Below are 15,926 nucleotides of genomic sequence, written 5' to 3' on the forward strand. Positions count from 1 at the left end.
CCCGGGTCGTCAGGCGGTCAGCGCCGGCCCGGGCTTCAGGCGGTCGAGGAGCCGGTCCTGGTGGAGTCCGGCCACGGGGGCCAGCAGATCGGGGTGCCGCAGCAGCGCGGCCGCCCGCCGGTCGCGTGCGTCGGGCGTGAGCAGGCGCCGGAAGTCGACCGGCGTACCGGCCGCGTGCCCGGACCCGGTGAGCGCGCCCAGGGCCGCTTCGGCCAGCCCCGGAGCGCCGAGCAGGCACGCCGCCCAGCTCGCCACGACCTCGTCGACCCAGGTGCGCCACGCGTACGCGTCCGGGTCGTCACCGGCGCCGTCCGCGCCGGTGACCCAGTCGAGCCGGTCGGAGCCCCCGGGCCCCGCCACGGCGACCAGCGCGGCGTCCATGGGGGTCGGATAGCGCAGCCAGGCCGCAACCGTCACCGCCTGGCGGGCCTGCACCTCGCACAGAGCGGAGTCCATCGCGCCGCCGCCCGACGGGTAGGCGCGGGTCAGCCACTGAGCGGTCGCCGCTATCAGCGGGGCGAGATCTGCGGACATGCCCGGACCGTCCGAATCCGTCGGGAGGGAAGTCAGGAACGCTACCCCGCGGCTTCGCGCGGGGAAGTGGCGCGGGTCACGAGCGGTGCGTGGCCTGGGCCACATCACGGGCCACATCAACCACATCAAGGAGCGACACATGGGACACGGCGGAGACGTCATCACGGAGCTGACCACGGACCACCAGGAAGTGGAGGAGCTGTTCACCAACATCGAGGAGCTTCCGGCCGGCGACAGGCAGCGGAAGGTGTACGCGGACCAGGTCACGATGGAGCTGGTGCGCCACTCGGTCGCGGAGGAGGCGTACCTCTACCCGGCGGTCCGCGAGCTGGTTCCCGGCGGTGACGCGCTGGCGGACAAGGAGCTGGAGGACCACGCCGAGGCCGAGCAGACCATGAAGGACATGGAGAACTACGAGGCGGACGACCCGCAGTTCGACATGCTGGTGGGCAAGCTGATGACCGAGATCAGGACGCACATCAGGGACGAGGAGAACAACCTCTTCCCCCGGCTGCGCGAGGCCTGTTCGCCGGAGATGCTGAACGAGCTGGGCGACAAGGTCCGCCAGGCCAAGAAGACGGCGCCGACGCGTCCGCACCCCTCGGCCCCGGACAAGCCGCCGGCGAACAAGATTCTGGCTCCCGGGGCCGGCCTGGTGGACCGGATGCGCGACGCCCTGTCGGGCCGGGGCAAGGAGTCCTGACAGTCCGGAGAACCGCTCGGCGCCCCGTCAGGAGTACCGGCGCCCGGGCCGGACGCGTGGCGACGCGTCCGGCCCGGGCGTGTGCGGGGGCGCCGGGTCGGTGCGGGCCGCCGGGACGGACCGGCGGGTCAGTCCGTGGAGAGGGCTTCGAGGAGGTCGCCCACCTGCGGGTCGGCCAGGGCGCGGGCCACATCGGCCTGGGCCACCATGCCGACCAGGTCGTGGCCGTCGATGACGGGCAGCCGGCGCACCTTGTGCGCGGTCATGGTGCGCAGGATCTCGCCGGCGTCGTCGTCCGCGCCGATGGTCACCGCCTCGCCCTGCGCGAGCTCGCCCGCGTTGGTCGTACCGGGGTCCCTGCCTGCGCCCAGGAACTTCACGACGATGTCGCGGTCGGTCAGCATGCCCTTGAGCTTGTTGTCGGTCCCGCAGATGGGCAGGGCGCCCACGCCCAGCTCCGTCATCTTCCGGGCCGCGACCAGCACCGTCTCCTCCGCCCCGATGCACTCGGTGCCGGGGGTCATGATCTCTCTGGCAGTCGTCACTGTCGTCTTCCCATCCTCGTGCCTCATGGCGAAGGGAGCCGCCCGGGGCTTCGCCACCCCGGTCCGGCTCCCGCCCCCTTCCTACGCCCGCCCCGGGCGGCGGCCAACGCGCCGCGGCGTCACCGCGCGGGCGTCATCCGATTGCCCGGCGGGCGGTGCCGCGGGCCGGTGCGCGCCTCCGGGGCCGACCGGGTGAAAGGCGAAGCGCTCCCCCGGCGCGGGGGTACGTCTGCGCGGACGAGCGGTTGGTGCGCGAGGCAGCGCGAGAACACGTGAGGAAGGGGAGCAGATGCAGATCGGCTACAAGCTCGCCGCCGAGGCCTTCGGCCCGGCGGAGCTGGTGCGACAGGCGGTTCTGGCGGAACAGGCGGGCTTCGACTTCGTCGAGATCAGCGACCATTACCATCCCTGGCTCGACAACCAGGGCCATTCGCCGTTCGCCTGGACCGTGCTGGGCGGCATCGCGGCGAAGACCTCACGGATCGGCCTGGCGACCGGCGTGACGTGCCCGACCGTGCGGTACCACCCGGCGATCGTCGCGCAGGCCGCAGCGACGCTCGCCCTGCTGTCGGACGGACGTTTCGTGCTCGGCGTCGGCTCGGGCGAGCGGCTCAACGAGCACGTCGTGGGTGTGGGCTTCCCGGACGCCGTCAGCACGCGTCACGAGATGCTGCGGGAGGCCCTGGAGATCATCCGTCTGCTGTGGAGCGGCGGGTACCGGTCGTACGACGGCAAGCACCTGCGGCTGGAGGACGCCCGGGTGTTCGACCTGCCCGAGGAGCTGCCGCTGATCGCGGTGGCCGCGAGCGGTGGGGCGTCGACGCGGATCGCGGCCGAACTCGGCGACGGTCTGTTCGCCAATGAGGACAAGCCGGAGATCGTCCGGCAGTACCGCGACGCGGGCGGCGACGGCCCGTGCTACGCGGAGGTGCCGATGGCCTGGGCGCCCGACGAGCGCACCGCGGCCAAGGCCGCGCTGGACACCTCGCGCTGGGCCGTGACCGGGTGGAAGGTGATGAGCGAGCTGCCCAACCCGGTCAATTTCGACGCGGCGACCTCGACGGTGCGCGAGGAGGACATCCTCGCGAAGTTCGCGTGCGGGACGGATCCGGCCCGGTACGTCGAGGTGGCGCAGCAGTTCGTCGACGCGGGCTTCGACCGTCTGGTCATGCAGAACGCGGGCCCCGACCCGGACGGCTTCATCGACTTCTACCAGCGGGAGCTCGCCGGTCGCATCGCCGGGCTGAAGCCGGGTGGCGACCGCGCCTGACACCTGGGTACGGGACCGCCCCGGCCCGCGCGAAGGCGGACCGGGGCGGAACGTCACGCCTGCGCGTCCGGCGGGACGCGGCAGGTGGCGTCGTGTCAGCCGAGGGTCGCGAGGGCCTCATTGAAGGTCGCCGACGGACGCATGACGGCCGCGGCCTTGGCGGCGTCGGGACGGTAGTACCCGCCGATGTCGGCCGGGGAGCCCTGCACCGCGATCAGCTCGTCGACGATGGTCCGCTCCTGCTCGGCCAGCGTCTTGGCGAGCGCCGCGAACGCCTCGGCGAGCTTGGCGTCCTCGGTCTGCTTCGCCAGCTCCTGGGCCCAGTACAGGGCCAGGTAGAAGTGGCTGCCGCGGTTGTCGATGCCACCGAGGCGACGGCTCGGCGACTTGTCCTCCTCGAGGAAGGTCGCGGTCGCGCGGTCGAGGGTGTCGGCGAGCACCTGGGCGCGCGCGTTGTCCGTCGTCTGCGCCAGGTGCTCGAAGCTCACCGCGAGCGCGAGGAACTCGCCCAGGCTGTCCCAGCGCAGGTAGTTCTCCTTGACGAGCTGCTGCACGTGCTTGGGCGCGGAGCCGCCGGCGCCGGTCTCGAACAGGCCGCCGCCGTTCATCAGCGGGACGACCGACAGCATCTTGGCACTGGTGCCGAGCTCGAGGATCGGGAACAGGTCGGTCAGGTAGTCGCGCAGGACGTTGCCGGTGACCGAGATGGTGTCCTCGCCGCGGCGGATGCGCTCCAGGGAGAACGCGGTGGCCTCGACCGGGGACATGATCTCGATCCGCAGCCCCTCGGTGTCGTGCCCGGCCAGGTACGTGCGGACCTTGGCGATGAGCTGCGCGTCGTGCGCGCGGGTCTCGTCGAGCCAGAAGACGGCCGGGTTGCCGGTCGCGCGGGCGCGGGTGACGGCCAGCTTGACCCAGTCCTGGATCGGCAGGTCCTTGGTCTGGCACATGCGGAAGATGTCGCCCGCGCCGACGGCCTGTTCGAGCACGGCGTTGCCGGCCGCGTCGACGACGCGGACCGTGCCGGTGGCCGGGATCTCGAAGGTCTTGTCGTGGCTGCCGTACTCCTCGGCCTTCTGGGCCATCAGGCCGACGTTCGGCACGGAGCCCATCGTGGACGGGTCGAACGCGCCGTTCGCACGGCAGTCGTCGATGACGACCTGGTAGATGCCGGCGTAGCTGCTGTCCGGGAGGACCGCGAGGGTGTCGGCCTCCTGGCCGTCCGGGCCCCACATGTGACCGGAGGTGCGGATCATGGCCGGCATGGAGGCGTCGACGATGACGTCGCTCGGCACGTGCAGGTTGGTGATGCCCTTGTCGGAGTCGACCATCGCGAGGGCCGGGCCCTCGGCGAGCTCTGTCTCGAAGGACGCCTTGATCTCGGCGCCGGCCGGCAGGGAGTCCAGGCCCTTGAGGATGCCGCCGAGGCCGTCGTTGGGCGTCAGGCCGGCGGCGGCGAGCGCCTGGCCGTACTGGGCGAACGTCTTCGGGAAGAAGGCGCGGACCACGTGACCGAAGATGATCGGGTCGGAGACCTTCATCATCGTGGCCTTCAGGTGTACGGAGAACAGCACGCCCTCGGCCTTGGCGCGGGCCACCTGCGCGGTGAAGAACTCGCGCAGCGCCGCGACGCGCATGACGGCCGCGTCGACGACCTCGCCCTCCAGGACGGGCACCGACTCACGCAGGACGGTGGTGGTGCCGTCGTCGCCCACCAGCTCGATGCGCAGGGCGCCCGCCTCGGAGATGACGGCGGACTTCTCGGTGGAGCGGAAGTCGTCGGTGTCCATGTGCGCGACGTTGGTCTTCGAGTCGGCCGTCCACGCGCCCATGCGGTGCGGGTGCGCCTTGGCGTAGTTCTTGACCGACGCGGGGGCGCGGCGGTCGGAATTGCCCTCGCGCAGCACGGGGTTGACGGCGCTGCCCTTGACCTTGTCGTAGCGCGCGCGGATTTCCTTCTCCGCGTCGGTCTTCGGGTCGTCCGGGTAGTCCGGCAGGGCGTAACCCTGCTCCTGGAGCTCGGCGACGGCCGCCTTCAGCTGCGGGATGGACGCCGAGATGTTCGGAAGCTTGATGATGTTGGCGCCGGGCGTCTTGGCCAGCTCGCCGAGCTCGGCGAGCGCGTCCTCGATGCGCTGGTTCTCCTGGAGGTGCTCGGGGAAGCTGGCGATGATGCGCCCCGCGAGCGAGATGTCGCGGCTCTCCACCGTGACCCCGGCCGTCGAGGCGTAGGCCTCGACCACAGGCAAGAACGAATACGTCGCCAGGGCCGGGGCCTCGTCGGTGTGTGTGTAGATGATGGTCGAGTCAGTCACCGGGTGCTCCGCTCCACGTCTGCAACATTGCTTGACATCAAGATATCTCTTGACCGTCCCTGTCTCGACAGGGCCCGGCCCGTTCCGTTTCCGGCTGTCCGTTCAGCCTGCCAGCGCCGTCGAGACGACGGCCTTGGCCTCTTCCTGGACCCGCGCGAGGTGGTCCGGGCCCAGGAAGGACTCGGCGTACACCTTGTAGACGTCCTCGGTGCCGGACGGGCGGGCGGCGAACCAGGCGCTGTCGGTGGTGACCTTGATGCCGCCGATGGCAGCGCCGTTGCCGGGCGCCTCGGTCAGTACGGCGGTGATCGGCTCGCCCGCGAGGGAGTCCGCCGTGACCTGCGCGGGCGACAGGCGCGCCAGTACGGCCTTCTCCTCCCGGGTCGCCGGGGCGTCGACGCGGGCGTAGGCGGGCTCCCCGAAGCGGGCGGTGAGCGCCCCGTAGTGCTCGGAGGGGCTCTTTCCGGTGACGGCGAGGATCTCGGAGGCGAGCAGGGCCAGGATGATGCCGTCCTTGTCGGTGGTCCACACCGAGCCGTCCCGGCGCAGGAAGGAGGCCCCGGCCGACTCCTCGCCGCCGAAGCCGAGCGTGCCGTCGGACAGCCCGTCCACGAACCATTTGAAGCCGACCGGTACTTCGACGAGCCGCCGGCCGAGATCGGCCGCGACCCGGTCGATCATTCCGGACGACACCAGCGTCTTGCCGACCCCGGCGGCCGCGGGCCACTGGTCGCGGTGGGCGTAGAGGTAGCCGATCGCGGTGGCGAGGTAGTGGTTGGGGTTCATCAGGCCGCCGTCCGGGGTGACGATGCCGTGCCGGTCGGCGTCGGCGTCGTTGCCGGTGGCGATCTGGTAGCGGTCGCGCGCGTCGATCAGCGAGGCCATGGCGTACGGCGACGAGCAGTCCATGCGGATCCTGCCGTCCCAGTCCAGCGTCATGAAGCGCCAGGTCGGGTCGGTCCGCGGGTTGACCACGGTCAGGTCCAGCCGGTGCTGCTCGGCGATGCGGCCCCAGTACGCGACCGACGCCCCGCCCAGCGGGTCGGCCCCGATGCGCACGCCGGCGGCGCGTACCGCGTCCAGGTCGAGGACGGACGGCAGGTCGGTGACGTAGCGGTCCAGGAAGTCGTAGCGCCCGGTGGTGGGCGCGGCGAGGGCGCTGGTGTAGGGCAGCCGACGTACGTCCTTCAGGCCGTCCGCGATGATCGCGTTGGCGCGGTCCTGGATCCAGCCGGTCGCCTCGGAGCCGGCCGGGCCGCCGCTGGGCGGGTTGTACTTGAAGCCGCCGTCGGCGGGCGGGTTGTGCGACGGGGTGACGACCACCCCGTCGGCGCGGCCCGAGGCGCGTCCCCGGTTGTGGGCGAGGATGGCGTGGGACACCGCCGGTGTCGGGGTGTAGCCGTCGGCCGTGTCGATGAGCACGGTCACGTCGTTGGCGGCGAAGACCTCGACGGCCGTCACCCGGGCGGGTTCGGACAGGGCGTGGGTGTCGGCGCCGAGGAAGAGCGGCCCGTCGATGCCCTGTTGGCTGCGGTACTCGCAGATCGCCTGGCTGGTCGCGGCGATGTGGTCCTCGTTGAACGCCGTCGACAAGGACGATCCCCGGTGCCCGGACGTTCCGAACGCGACCCGCTGGCCGGGCTCCCGCACGTCGGGGTGCAGCGCGTAGTACGCCGTCACCAGCCGGGCCACGTCGGTGAGGTCGTCCGGTCCGGCCAGTCGTCCCGCTCGTTCGTGCGCCATCTGCCCACTCCTCCAGATCGTCGGTGCCGGTCTCGGCCTCGGTCACCCGTGCGTACCACAGGCGGGTGTCATTGTGGGGCCGAGTGATGGTTGACCAGGCTTTCCAAGTCACTGACGGCCGTCTCCACGGTGGGCAGGGCGAGGGTGGCCAGACGGGCCTGCTTCACCCGCCGCAGCACCGAGTCGTCGCCGAGGAGACGGCGGCAGGCCGACGCGATGCCGGACGGGGTGCAGTCGGTGACCTCGTGTCCGATGCCGAGCTCGGTGACACGCCGCGCGTTCATGGGCTGGTCGGCCGTCCTGGGCAGCACCGCCATGGGGGTCGCGGTGCTGATGGACTCCCGCACGCTCGTGTAGCCGCCGTGGGTGAGGAAGAGGTCGGCGGCCTCCAGCAGGAGCGGCTGCGGCACGGAGTCGACGACATGGACGTGGGGCGCGGAGTCGACCTGGCCGACGGCCACACCGCTGGTCGACACCACGGCGACGCAGTCGAGTCGTGACAGGCCCTCGATCATGGACCGCAGGACCGTCGCCGGGTCGGGCCGGCCGGGCGGCGGGCGGTGCCCCTCCGGCGAGGGCAGGAACAGGGGCATGGCGCAGCCGATCCCGGCGTACACCAGGGGCCGGTCGGAGGGCAGGCCGACGATCCAGCTGGGGAGTTTCGCGCGCGGGTCGCTGAAGGCGGGCTGGCGGTAGGCGAGGGCCGGCGGGAGGTGCGGCGCGAAGGTCCAGGCCGGCGGGAGGTAGTCGAGGTGGCCGTGCGCCGTCAGGGACAGCGGGTCGCCCCTCGGCGGCAGGCCCGCCGCGCAGCGCCACTGGTCGAGGCGCGGCAGCAGGGCGGCCGGGTCGGTGAAGCCCTTCGCTCCCGAGGGCATCGCCACGTGGGGGATGCCCAGTTTCTCGGCGACGAGGCAGGCGGCGACATCCATCGCGTCGCGCAGCAGCAGATCCGGCTTGAAGTCGTGGGCCACCGCGTCCAGCGCCTTGAACTGGCCGAGCAGATGGGGTCCCGCCAGTACGAGCGCCGCCGTGTCCGGGGACGCGGCGCCGCTGTGCAGCAGTTCGACGGCGTCGCCGGTCTCCCCGCCGGCCGCCGTCGCGGCGCCGAAGAGGCTCGGCAGGCACGCGGTGGCGGTGACGCCCCGGTCCAGGAACGTGCCGAGCAGGTGTTCCTCGGTGGCGATGTGCACTTCATGACCCGCGCCGGACAGCAGGAGCGCGAAGCGGAGCGCCTCGCGCGTCTGGGAGGGGGAGAGGACCGAAGTACACAGGACGCGCATGCCAGAGATCACCGTTCGCCCGCTCGACAGCGTTTTCCCGTTCGATCATCCTCTTGAACGCTCATGCTCCCGGCCGCGCCGCGCCGGTGCGGCCGGGGGCCGGCGGCTAGCGCGCGGCGAGCCGGTCGAGCCCGGCCAGCACGGGACCCACGCCGTCTTCGGCGCGCAGGCGGGCCGCCAGAGCGCCGGCACGGTGCCGGTGCGAGGCGTCGCCCGTGGCGCGCCCGAGGGCGGCGGCCAGGCGGGGCGCGGTGAGCCCGCGCAGCGGGACCGCCTCGGGGGCGACGCCGAGGGCGACGAGGCGCGAGGACCAGAAGGCCGCGTCGAACTGGATGGGGACGGGTACGGCGGGGACGCCGGCCCGCAGGCCGGCGGCGGTCGTGCCGGCGCCCGCGTGGTGCACCACGGCCGCCATGTGCGGGAACAGCACGGAGTGGGGGATCTCGTCGACGGTGAACATGTCGGTGGCGTCCGCCTCGGCGTGCAGTCCGGCCCAGCCGCGCTGGACGACGCCGCGCAGTCCGGCGGCCCGCAGGGCGCGGACCACTTCCCGGCTCAGGAGCGGGGCGTCGGGCACGGTGGCGCTGCCCAGGCCGACGAAGACGGGCGGCGGCCCGGCGGCGAGGAACGCGCGCAGCGTGGCCGGCAGCCGGGTTTCCGGCGGGTCCTTGGGCCACCAGTAGCCCGCGACGGTCAGTCCGGGGCGCCAGTCGCGGGGCCTGGGGACCACCAGGGGGCTGAAGCCGTGCAGGACCGGCCAGTCCTGCTGTTCGCGGGCGCGCCGGGCGGCGCGGGCGCTCGCCGGGGGAAGCCCGGTCCGCGCCCGCAGCGCGCGCGTGGTGTCGGCGAAGACGGCGTCCACGGCGGCGTTCACCGTGCGCCCGCCCAGCCGGTTCCCGGCCGCGCCCCACGAGCGGGTGCCGGTCACCGGCGGCGGGAAGGCGGCCGTGGCGGCCAGGGGTTGCAGGTAGACGCCCATGCTGGGCAGTCCCAGGCCCTCGGCGACGGTGTGGCCGAGGGGCCCCAGCGAGCTGGACACCAGCAGTACGTCGCTCTGCCGGGCCGCGGCCAGCAGCTCGTCGGTCATCCCGCCGACCAGCTCCCGGGCCATGGCGACCATCCGCGCCAGTTTGCCGGCCCCGGTGACGCTGCGGTGCAGGGCGCGGCCCCGGGGCGAGTGCAGTTCCGCGCGCGGGTCGACGGGGAGTGGGTGGAAGCCGACGCCCGCCGGGGCCACCAGGGGCGCGAAGCAGGCGTGGGTCACCAGGGTGACCTCGTGGCCCGCCCGGGCCAGACCGTGGGCGAGCCCGGTGTACGGCGCCACGTCACCGCGCGAACCCGCTGTCATCAACGCCACCCGCATGGCGACCAGTATGACGCCGGGCATCGGACCTGCGCCGTACGCGAGGCCGTGCGACCGGCCACGGAGCGGGGCCCGGCACCTGATTCGAGTGCTCGGCTTCGGGGAACCCAGGTGTGGTCGAAAACCCGACCGGACAGGAGCGAGCCCCATGAAGGACGAAGACCGCGCGGTGGAGAACCCCGTCACGAAGCATCCGCAGCCGGATCTGCCGGACCAGGAGCAGGCACACCCCGGATGGACCGGGCCGATGGACCCGCCGCCGGACCACGGCGAGGACTCGTACCGGGGAAGCGGCTTGCTGGAGGGGCTCGCCGCGGTGGTGACCGGCGGGGATTCGGGGATCGGCCGGGCGGTGTGCCTGGCCTTCGCGCGCGAGGGCGCCGATGTGCTGTTCACGCACCTTCCCCAGGAGGAGACGGACGCCGCCGAGACCTCGAAGCTCATCGAGGAGGCGGGGCGCCGGGCCGTAGCGGTGAGCTGTGACATCCGGGACGAGGAGCAGTGCCGGAAGCTGATCGAGCGCGCGGTCTCGGAATTCGGCAGCATCAATATCCTGGTGAACAACGCCGCGTATCAGATGTCTCAGCCGGACGGCATCGGTTCGATTACGACCGAACAATTCGACCGGGTCATGAAGACGAATCTCTACGGCATGTTCTGGCTGTCGAAGATGGCTCTCCCTCATATGCCGGAGGGCGGGTGCATTATCAACTCCACATCCGTCCAGGCCTACAAGCCGAGCCCGCACCTGCTCGACTACGCCATGACGAAGTCGGCCATTGTCGCCTTTACCCAGGGCCTGGCGCAGATGGTGGCGTCGAGCGGAATCCGCGTCAACGCGGTCGCTCCCGGCCCGGTGTGGACGCCGCTGATTCCGGCGACGATGCCGGACACCACAAAGTTCGGAAAGCAGTCGCCGCTGGGCCGGCCCGCGCAGCCGGCCGAGATGGCCCCGGCCTACGTGTTCCTCGCTTCGCCCCGGGCGAGTTACATCACGGCTGAGATCGTCAACGCCACGGGCGGCACGCCTCTGCCGTGACGGGCCGGCCGGGGCTCACTTCGGCGCGCCGGAGACCGGCCGCGCCGCCTTGCGGTGCGCGGCCGCCTTGACGCCGTCCGGGACGATCTTGCTCACGAGCCCCTGCGCCTTGGTTCTCGCCGAGCCCGCGACGATCTTCTTCCGGCCGGCCATCAGCGCCTCGAACCCCTGCCGCGCCACCTGCGCGGGGTCGTCCTTCTTCTGCCGCCCGACCTGGGTGTCGTCCATGCCGGCGCGGTGGAAGAAGGGCGTCCGCGTGGCGCCGGGCATGACGCAGGTGACCGTCACCCCGGTGCCTTTGAGCTCGTTGTGGAGCGCTTGCGCGAACGACTGCACGAAGGACTTCGTGGCGTTGTAGACGGCGTGGAAGGCACCCGGCACGGTCGCGGCGATGGACGACGTGAACAGCAGTCGCCCCTGGTCACGGGCCACCATGCCGGACAGCAGACCCTTCGCCAGCCGGACGGTGGAGGTGATGTTGAGGTCGATCACCCGCAGCTCGTCCGCCAGGTCCGTGCCGAGGAAGGCCCCGCCCTGACCGACGCCCGCGTTGAGCGCCGCGGCGTCGACGGGCCGCCCGGTCGCGGTGACGGCACCCAGGAGCTTCTCGACGCCCTCCGGCGTGGCGAGATCGGCCCGCACGACGTGCACGCCGGCGCCGTGGGCCCGCACCTCGTCCGCCGCGACACCGAGTCCGGAGTCCTCGGCGGCCAGTACGAGGTCGAAGCCGTGCTCGGCGAACCGCTTGGCCAGCTCGAAACCGATTCCGCTGGAGGCGCCGGTGACGACGGCCAGCGGTCTGGTCCTGTTCTCGTTCATGAGCGGCGGGTACCCACGCGAACCGTTTCGTATCGTATGCCCTCTTTCGCCCCACTCCGTCGGCCGCTCGGCATGGAGTGCTCAACAGCACGCCGCCCGCCAGTCGCGCCACAGCGCAGGCCAGACGCCAACTCCCGCTCAAGAGGCCCCTGTTGTCTGAGCCCCTCATGAACAATGCCCGTTCCGACCCCTAATGGCCGACGTGGGCTGTTTGCCCCGAAGGGGCGTTGTGCGGCGCGGCTCGTGATACCAGTCACGTCCGCCTCGGAACGCGAATGTCCTGCCGTCCGTCAGTTTCCAGCCGGAGGGCGGAAGTTGGGTTTGCCGCCCACGGACAGTGACAGAAGTTCCCCCGCGCCGGAACGTTTTGGTGATTGCTCCGGGGTTTGCGGGGCTTGTTCTTCCCGGGCCGTCTCGCTTAACGTCACCGTCAATCCGGGTGGACCGCCGAATCCTGCCGCCGTCCGGAATCCACACCCACTCACACTCACGTACGGCAGGAGCGGGGGACCCAGGTAAGCCGCCGGTCCGGGAAATCCGGAACGGCTTGGGGTGAAGTCGCGCCGACCGCGCGACCGGGCATCTCCAGCCCGAACCCGACAGCTCACCTCGCAGGCGACGGAGAGGAATTCGTCATGCCCTCGAAGGGTAAGCACCGCCGTACCAAGGCCAGATCGATCACTCGCGGTTTCATCGCCGTCGGCACCGGTGGCGCCGCACTGGTCCTGCCCCTGATGGGCGCGACCACCGCCGGCGCGGCGCAGCCCGCCGCCGCCCCCAAGGCCGTGGCCCCGGCGGCCGTGAAGGCCGCGCCCAAGACCTACTCCGTGGTCGCCGGCGACTCCCTGTCCAAGATCGCCGCCGCCCACTCGCTGAGCGGCTGGAAAGAGCTGTACGAGGACAACCGGGCGGTCATCGGCGACAAGCCGTCGCTGATCCACCCCGGCCTCAAGCTGACGATCGGCGCCAAGGCCAAGGCCCCGGCGAAGCCCGCGGCGAAGGCCACCCCGGCCGCCGACCGCGCCGACCGCTCGCAGACCCGTGCCGCCGTGGCCAAGACCACGACGTACACGAACGACCTGGACGGCTGGATCAAGGAGTCGCTGGCCATCATGGCCAAGCACGGCATCCCCGGCACGTACGAGGGCATCCACCGCAACATCATGCGCGAGTCCTCGGGCAACCCGAGGGCCATCAACAACTGGGACTCCAACGCCGTGGCCGGTACGCCGTCCAAGGGCCTGCTCCAGGTCATCGCGCCCACGTTCGCCGCCTACCACGTGCCCGGTACGTCGATGGACAGCTACGACCCGGTCGCCAACATCACCGCCGCGTGCAACTACGCCGCCGACCGGTACGGCTCGATCGACAACGTGAACGGCCCGTACTAGAACGACCGGCTGCCTGCCCGGGCGAGACCCCGCACGGGTGCCTCACCCGGGCAGGCAGACCAATGACCCGCCCGACAATTCCGCATAATGCTAGAAATAGTGCATGAGCGGACGTCCCGGACGATCCACGGATGGCGGGCCACCGCGTTCGTCCCGGCGCGGAGTGCGCTCCCGGCTGGAGGTGCGCAGCGCCGCCGGCCAGGTGCTCCTGCTCCAGATCGTCGTCGCGGTGCTGCTGATCACCGCCGCCGTCGTCGCGCTCGCGTTCCAGACCCGCCGCGACAGCGAGGGCGACGCCCGTAACCGCTGCCTGGCCGTCGCGGAGGGCTTCGCGGACGCCCCCGGAACGGCGGCGGCCCTGCGCTCCCCCGACCCGCCCACCGCGCTGCGCGGCCCCACGATCGCGGCCCAGCGGGGATCCGGCGTCGACTTCATCGCCGTGATGGCCCCGAACGGCACCCGGTACACCGACACCGACCCGGCGCTGATCGGCCAGCGGGCCGAGGGCGTCGGGCGCGCCGCGGCCGGTGAGTCCTTCACGGAGATCTTCACGGGCGCCCCGAACGACGCGGCGCGGGCCGTCGTCCCCGTCACCGACGCCGACGGAACCGTCGTCGGCCTGGTCGCCGCGGGTGTCACGGTCGACAACGTCGGGGACGCCGTCGATCGCCACCTGCCCATCCTCCTCGTTTCCGGCGCCGCTGCCCTCGCCCTGGCCACCGGCAGCGCCGTCCTCGTGAGCAGGCGGCTGCGGCGGCAGACGCACGGCCTCGGACCGACCGAGATGACCCGGATGTACGAGCACCACGACGCGGTTCTGCACGCCGTGCGCGAGGGAGTGCTCATCGTCGGCGACGACAGCCGGCTGATGCTGGCCAACGACGAGGCCCGCAGGCTCCTCGAACTGCCCCCGGGCGCGGAGGGGCGGCAGATCACCGACCTCGGCCTCGACGACTCCATCGCCGGGCTCCTGGTCTCCGGCCGCACCGTGACCGACGAGGTCCACCTGGCCGGGGACCGGCTGCTGGCCGTCAACACCCGCCCCACCGCCCCGTACGGCGGCCTCCCCGGCACCGCCGCGACGCTCCGCGACACCACCGAGCTGCGGGCGCTGTCCGGCGCGGCGGAGGTGGCCCGGGAGCGCCTGAAGCTGCTGTACGAGGCGGGCGTGCGGATCGGCACCACGCTGGACGTGCTCCGGACCGCCGAGGAGCTGGCGGAGGTGGCCGTGCCCGGGTTCGCGGACTTCGCCACGGTCGAGCTGCTGGATCCCGTACTGCGCGGAGAGGAGCCGAACGGCGCCCACACCGAGATGCGCCGCGCGGCGGTCAGCGGCGGCGGCGCCGACCGCCCCTTCCAGCCGGTGGGCGACCTGATCAGGTTCCTCGTCCCCACGACCCCCATGGCGGCGGCCCTGGCGGGCGGCCACGCGGTGCGGGAGGCCGACCTGGCGGGCGCCCACGGCTGGCGCTCGCAGGACCCCGAGGGGGCCGACCGGGCCCTCGCCTTCGGCATCCGCTCCCTGGTGTCGGTGCCGTTGCAGGCGCGGGGGGTCGTCCTGGGCATGGCCAACTTCTGGCGTGCCGCGCCCACCGCACGTTTCGGGGAGGAGGATCTGGCCTTCGCCGAGGAACTCGCCGCCCGCGCCGCCGTCGCCATCGACAACGCCCGCCGCTTCACCCGCGAGCACGCCATGGCCGTGACCCTCCAGCGCAGTCTGCTGCCGCGGAGCCTGCCCGAGCAGGACGCCCTGGACGTCGCCTACCGCTATCTGCCGGCGCAGGCCGGGGTGGGCGGCGACTGGTTCGACGTCATCCCGCTGCCCGGAGCCCGGGTGGCCCTGGTCGTCGGCGACGTCGTCGGGCACGGACTGCACGCCGCCGCCACCATGGGCCGGCTGCGCACCGCCGTCCACAACTTCTCCGCCCTGGACCTCTCGCCGGACGAACTGCTGGGCCACCTCGACGAGCTGGTCTCGCGCATCGACGACGAGGAGGGCGACGACGGTGACGGCATCTCGGGTGCCACCTGCCTGTACGCCATCTACGACCCGGTCTCGGGCGTGTGCACCATGGCCACGGCGGGGCACTTCGCCCCCGCGCTGGCCCGCCCCGACGGCACGGTGGAGATCCTCGACGTACCGGTCTTCCCGCCCCTCGGCCTGCACGGCATGCCCTTCGAGACCGCCGAGGTGCGGCTGCCGGAGGGCAGCCGGCTCGTCCTCTACACCGACGGTCTCATCGAGCACCGGGAACGCGACATCGACACCGGTCTGCGCCTGCTGCGCCGGACGCTCGCGGACGCCGCGGACCCCTCGCCCGAGGAGACCTGCCAGGCCGTGTTCGGCGCGATGCTGCCCGCGCACCGCCGGGACGACATCGCGCTGCTGGTGGCCCGCACGCATCTGCTGGACCGCACCCGGGTCGCCGACTGGGACGTCCCGTCCGACCCGGCGGCCGTCGCCCCGGTCCGCGCGGCGTGCGGCGCGCAGCTGGAGACCTGGGGACTCGAAGAGATCGGGTTCACGACCGAACTCATGCTGAGCGAGCTGATCACCAACGCGATCCGCTACGGCTCGGAGCCGATCCATGTGCGGCTGATGTACGAGCGCGGCCTGATCTGCGAGGTGTCCGACGGCAGCAGCACCGCCCCGCACCTGCGGCGGGCCACCACCACGGACGAGGGCGGCCGGGGGCTGTTCCTCGTCTCCCAGTTCGCCGGCCGGTGGGGAACGAGGTACACGGCGACCGGCAAGGTGATGTGGGTGGAGCAGCCCCTGGCGGACGGCTCGCGGCCGGCCCCGGAACTGGACCTGGACGATCTGTCCTGGTTGCCCGGCGACCCCCTGTGACGGACGCCGGTACGGGCCGTGCCCCGTGCGTTGGGCGGAGGAGCGAACGGCATACTTGCGCCGGGCGCGATCA

The 15,926-nt window shown here is 72.3% G+C and carries 12 protein-coding genes and 1 riboswitch; of the genes, 5 read left to right on the plus strand and 7 right to left on the minus strand.

Annotated elements, in window-relative coordinates; all coding sequences use genetic code 11:
- Positions 1 to 9 precede the first annotated feature (9 nt).
- The gene (locus IE185_RS13005) at positions 10 to 534 is read right to left on the minus strand and encodes a hypothetical protein (RefSeq protein ID WP_138898736.1); all 525 of its coding nucleotides are present in this window, start codon (positions 532 to 534) and stop codon (positions 10 to 12) included.
- 139 nt (positions 535 to 673) lie between these two features.
- Here IE185_RS13005 and IE185_RS13010 point away from each other — a divergent pair, with 139 nt between their 5' ends.
- Positions 674 to 1,237, plus strand: a complete 564-nt coding sequence (locus IE185_RS13010) for a hemerythrin domain-containing protein (protein WP_138898737.1) — start codon at positions 674 to 676, stop codon at positions 1,235 to 1,237.
- Positions 1,238 to 1,365: 128 nt separating this feature from the next.
- On the opposite strand, the gene IE185_RS13015 is transcribed toward IE185_RS13010, so the two are convergent.
- Positions 1,366 to 1,782, minus strand: coding sequence for a CBS domain-containing protein (locus IE185_RS13015; RefSeq protein WP_229843475.1), 417 nt, complete (start codon positions 1,780 to 1,782; stop codon positions 1,366 to 1,368).
- A 289-nt stretch (positions 1,783 to 2,071) separates the two neighbouring features.
- Between IE185_RS13015 and IE185_RS13020 the strand changes: the two genes are divergently transcribed.
- A complete protein-coding gene (locus IE185_RS13020; RefSeq protein WP_138896210.1) occupies positions 2,072 to 3,052 on the plus strand; it encodes a TIGR03557 family F420-dependent LLM class oxidoreductase in 981 nt (326 codons plus the stop codon).
- Between the two features lie 95 nt (positions 3,053 to 3,147).
- Here IE185_RS13020 and IE185_RS13025 read toward each other — a convergent pair whose 3' ends face one another.
- From IE185_RS13025 to IE185_RS13040, 4 genes are all read right to left on the minus strand, one after another.
- Entirely contained in the window at positions 3,148 to 5,367 is a 2,220-nt protein-coding gene (locus tag IE185_RS13025) for an NADP-dependent isocitrate dehydrogenase (protein WP_138896209.1), read from the minus strand.
- A gap of 102 nt (positions 5,368 to 5,469) precedes the next feature.
- On the minus strand, positions 5,470 to 7,110 hold the full coding sequence (gene pgm / locus IE185_RS13030) for a phosphoglucomutase (alpha-D-glucose-1,6-bisphosphate-dependent) (RefSeq protein WP_138896208.1): 1,641 nt from the start codon (positions 7,108 to 7,110) through the stop codon (positions 5,470 to 5,472).
- A 68-nt stretch (positions 7,111 to 7,178) separates the two neighbouring features.
- Complete coding sequence (locus tag IE185_RS13035; protein ID WP_138896207.1) at positions 7,179 to 8,390, minus strand: glycosyltransferase; 1,212 nt, start codon at positions 8,388 to 8,390, stop codon at positions 7,179 to 7,181.
- Positions 8,391 to 8,496: 106 nt separating this feature from the next.
- A complete protein-coding gene (locus IE185_RS13040) occupies positions 8,497 to 9,738 on the minus strand; it encodes a glycosyltransferase (protein ID WP_138896211.1) in 1,242 nt (413 codons plus the stop codon).
- A 163-nt stretch (positions 9,739 to 9,901) separates the two neighbouring features.
- Here IE185_RS13040 and IE185_RS13045 point away from each other — a divergent pair, with 163 nt between their 5' ends.
- On the plus strand, positions 9,902 to 10,792 hold the full coding sequence (locus IE185_RS13045; RefSeq protein ID WP_138896206.1) for an SDR family oxidoreductase: 891 nt from the start codon (positions 9,902 to 9,904) through the stop codon (positions 10,790 to 10,792).
- Between the two features lie 15 nt (positions 10,793 to 10,807).
- Here the strand turns inward: IE185_RS13045 and IE185_RS13050 are convergent, their stop codons facing one another.
- Positions 10,808 to 11,611, minus strand: a complete 804-nt coding sequence (locus IE185_RS13050; protein ID WP_138896205.1) for an SDR family NAD(P)-dependent oxidoreductase — start codon at positions 11,609 to 11,611, stop codon at positions 10,808 to 10,810.
- Positions 11,612 to 12,079: 468 nt separating this feature from the next.
- Positions 12,080 to 12,242: riboswitch (cyclic di-AMP (ydaO/yuaA leader) on the plus strand.
- A gap of 4 nt (positions 12,243 to 12,246) precedes the next feature.
- Between IE185_RS13050 and IE185_RS13055 the strand changes: the two genes are divergently transcribed.
- Positions 12,247 to 13,002, plus strand: a complete 756-nt coding sequence (locus IE185_RS13055; RefSeq protein WP_138896204.1) for a LysM peptidoglycan-binding domain-containing protein — start codon at positions 12,247 to 12,249, stop codon at positions 13,000 to 13,002.
- Between the two features lie 103 nt (positions 13,003 to 13,105).
- Positions 13,106 to 15,853, plus strand: coding sequence for a SpoIIE family protein phosphatase (locus tag IE185_RS13060; protein WP_189715160.1), 2,748 nt, complete (start codon positions 13,106 to 13,108; stop codon positions 15,851 to 15,853).
- The last annotated feature ends 73 nt before the right edge of the window (positions 15,854 to 15,926 follow it).

It is taken from the genome of Streptomyces chryseus, from assembly GCF_014650755.1.
GTDB classification, from domain to species: Bacteria; Actinomycetota; Actinomycetes; order Streptomycetales; family Streptomycetaceae; genus Streptomyces; species Streptomyces chryseus.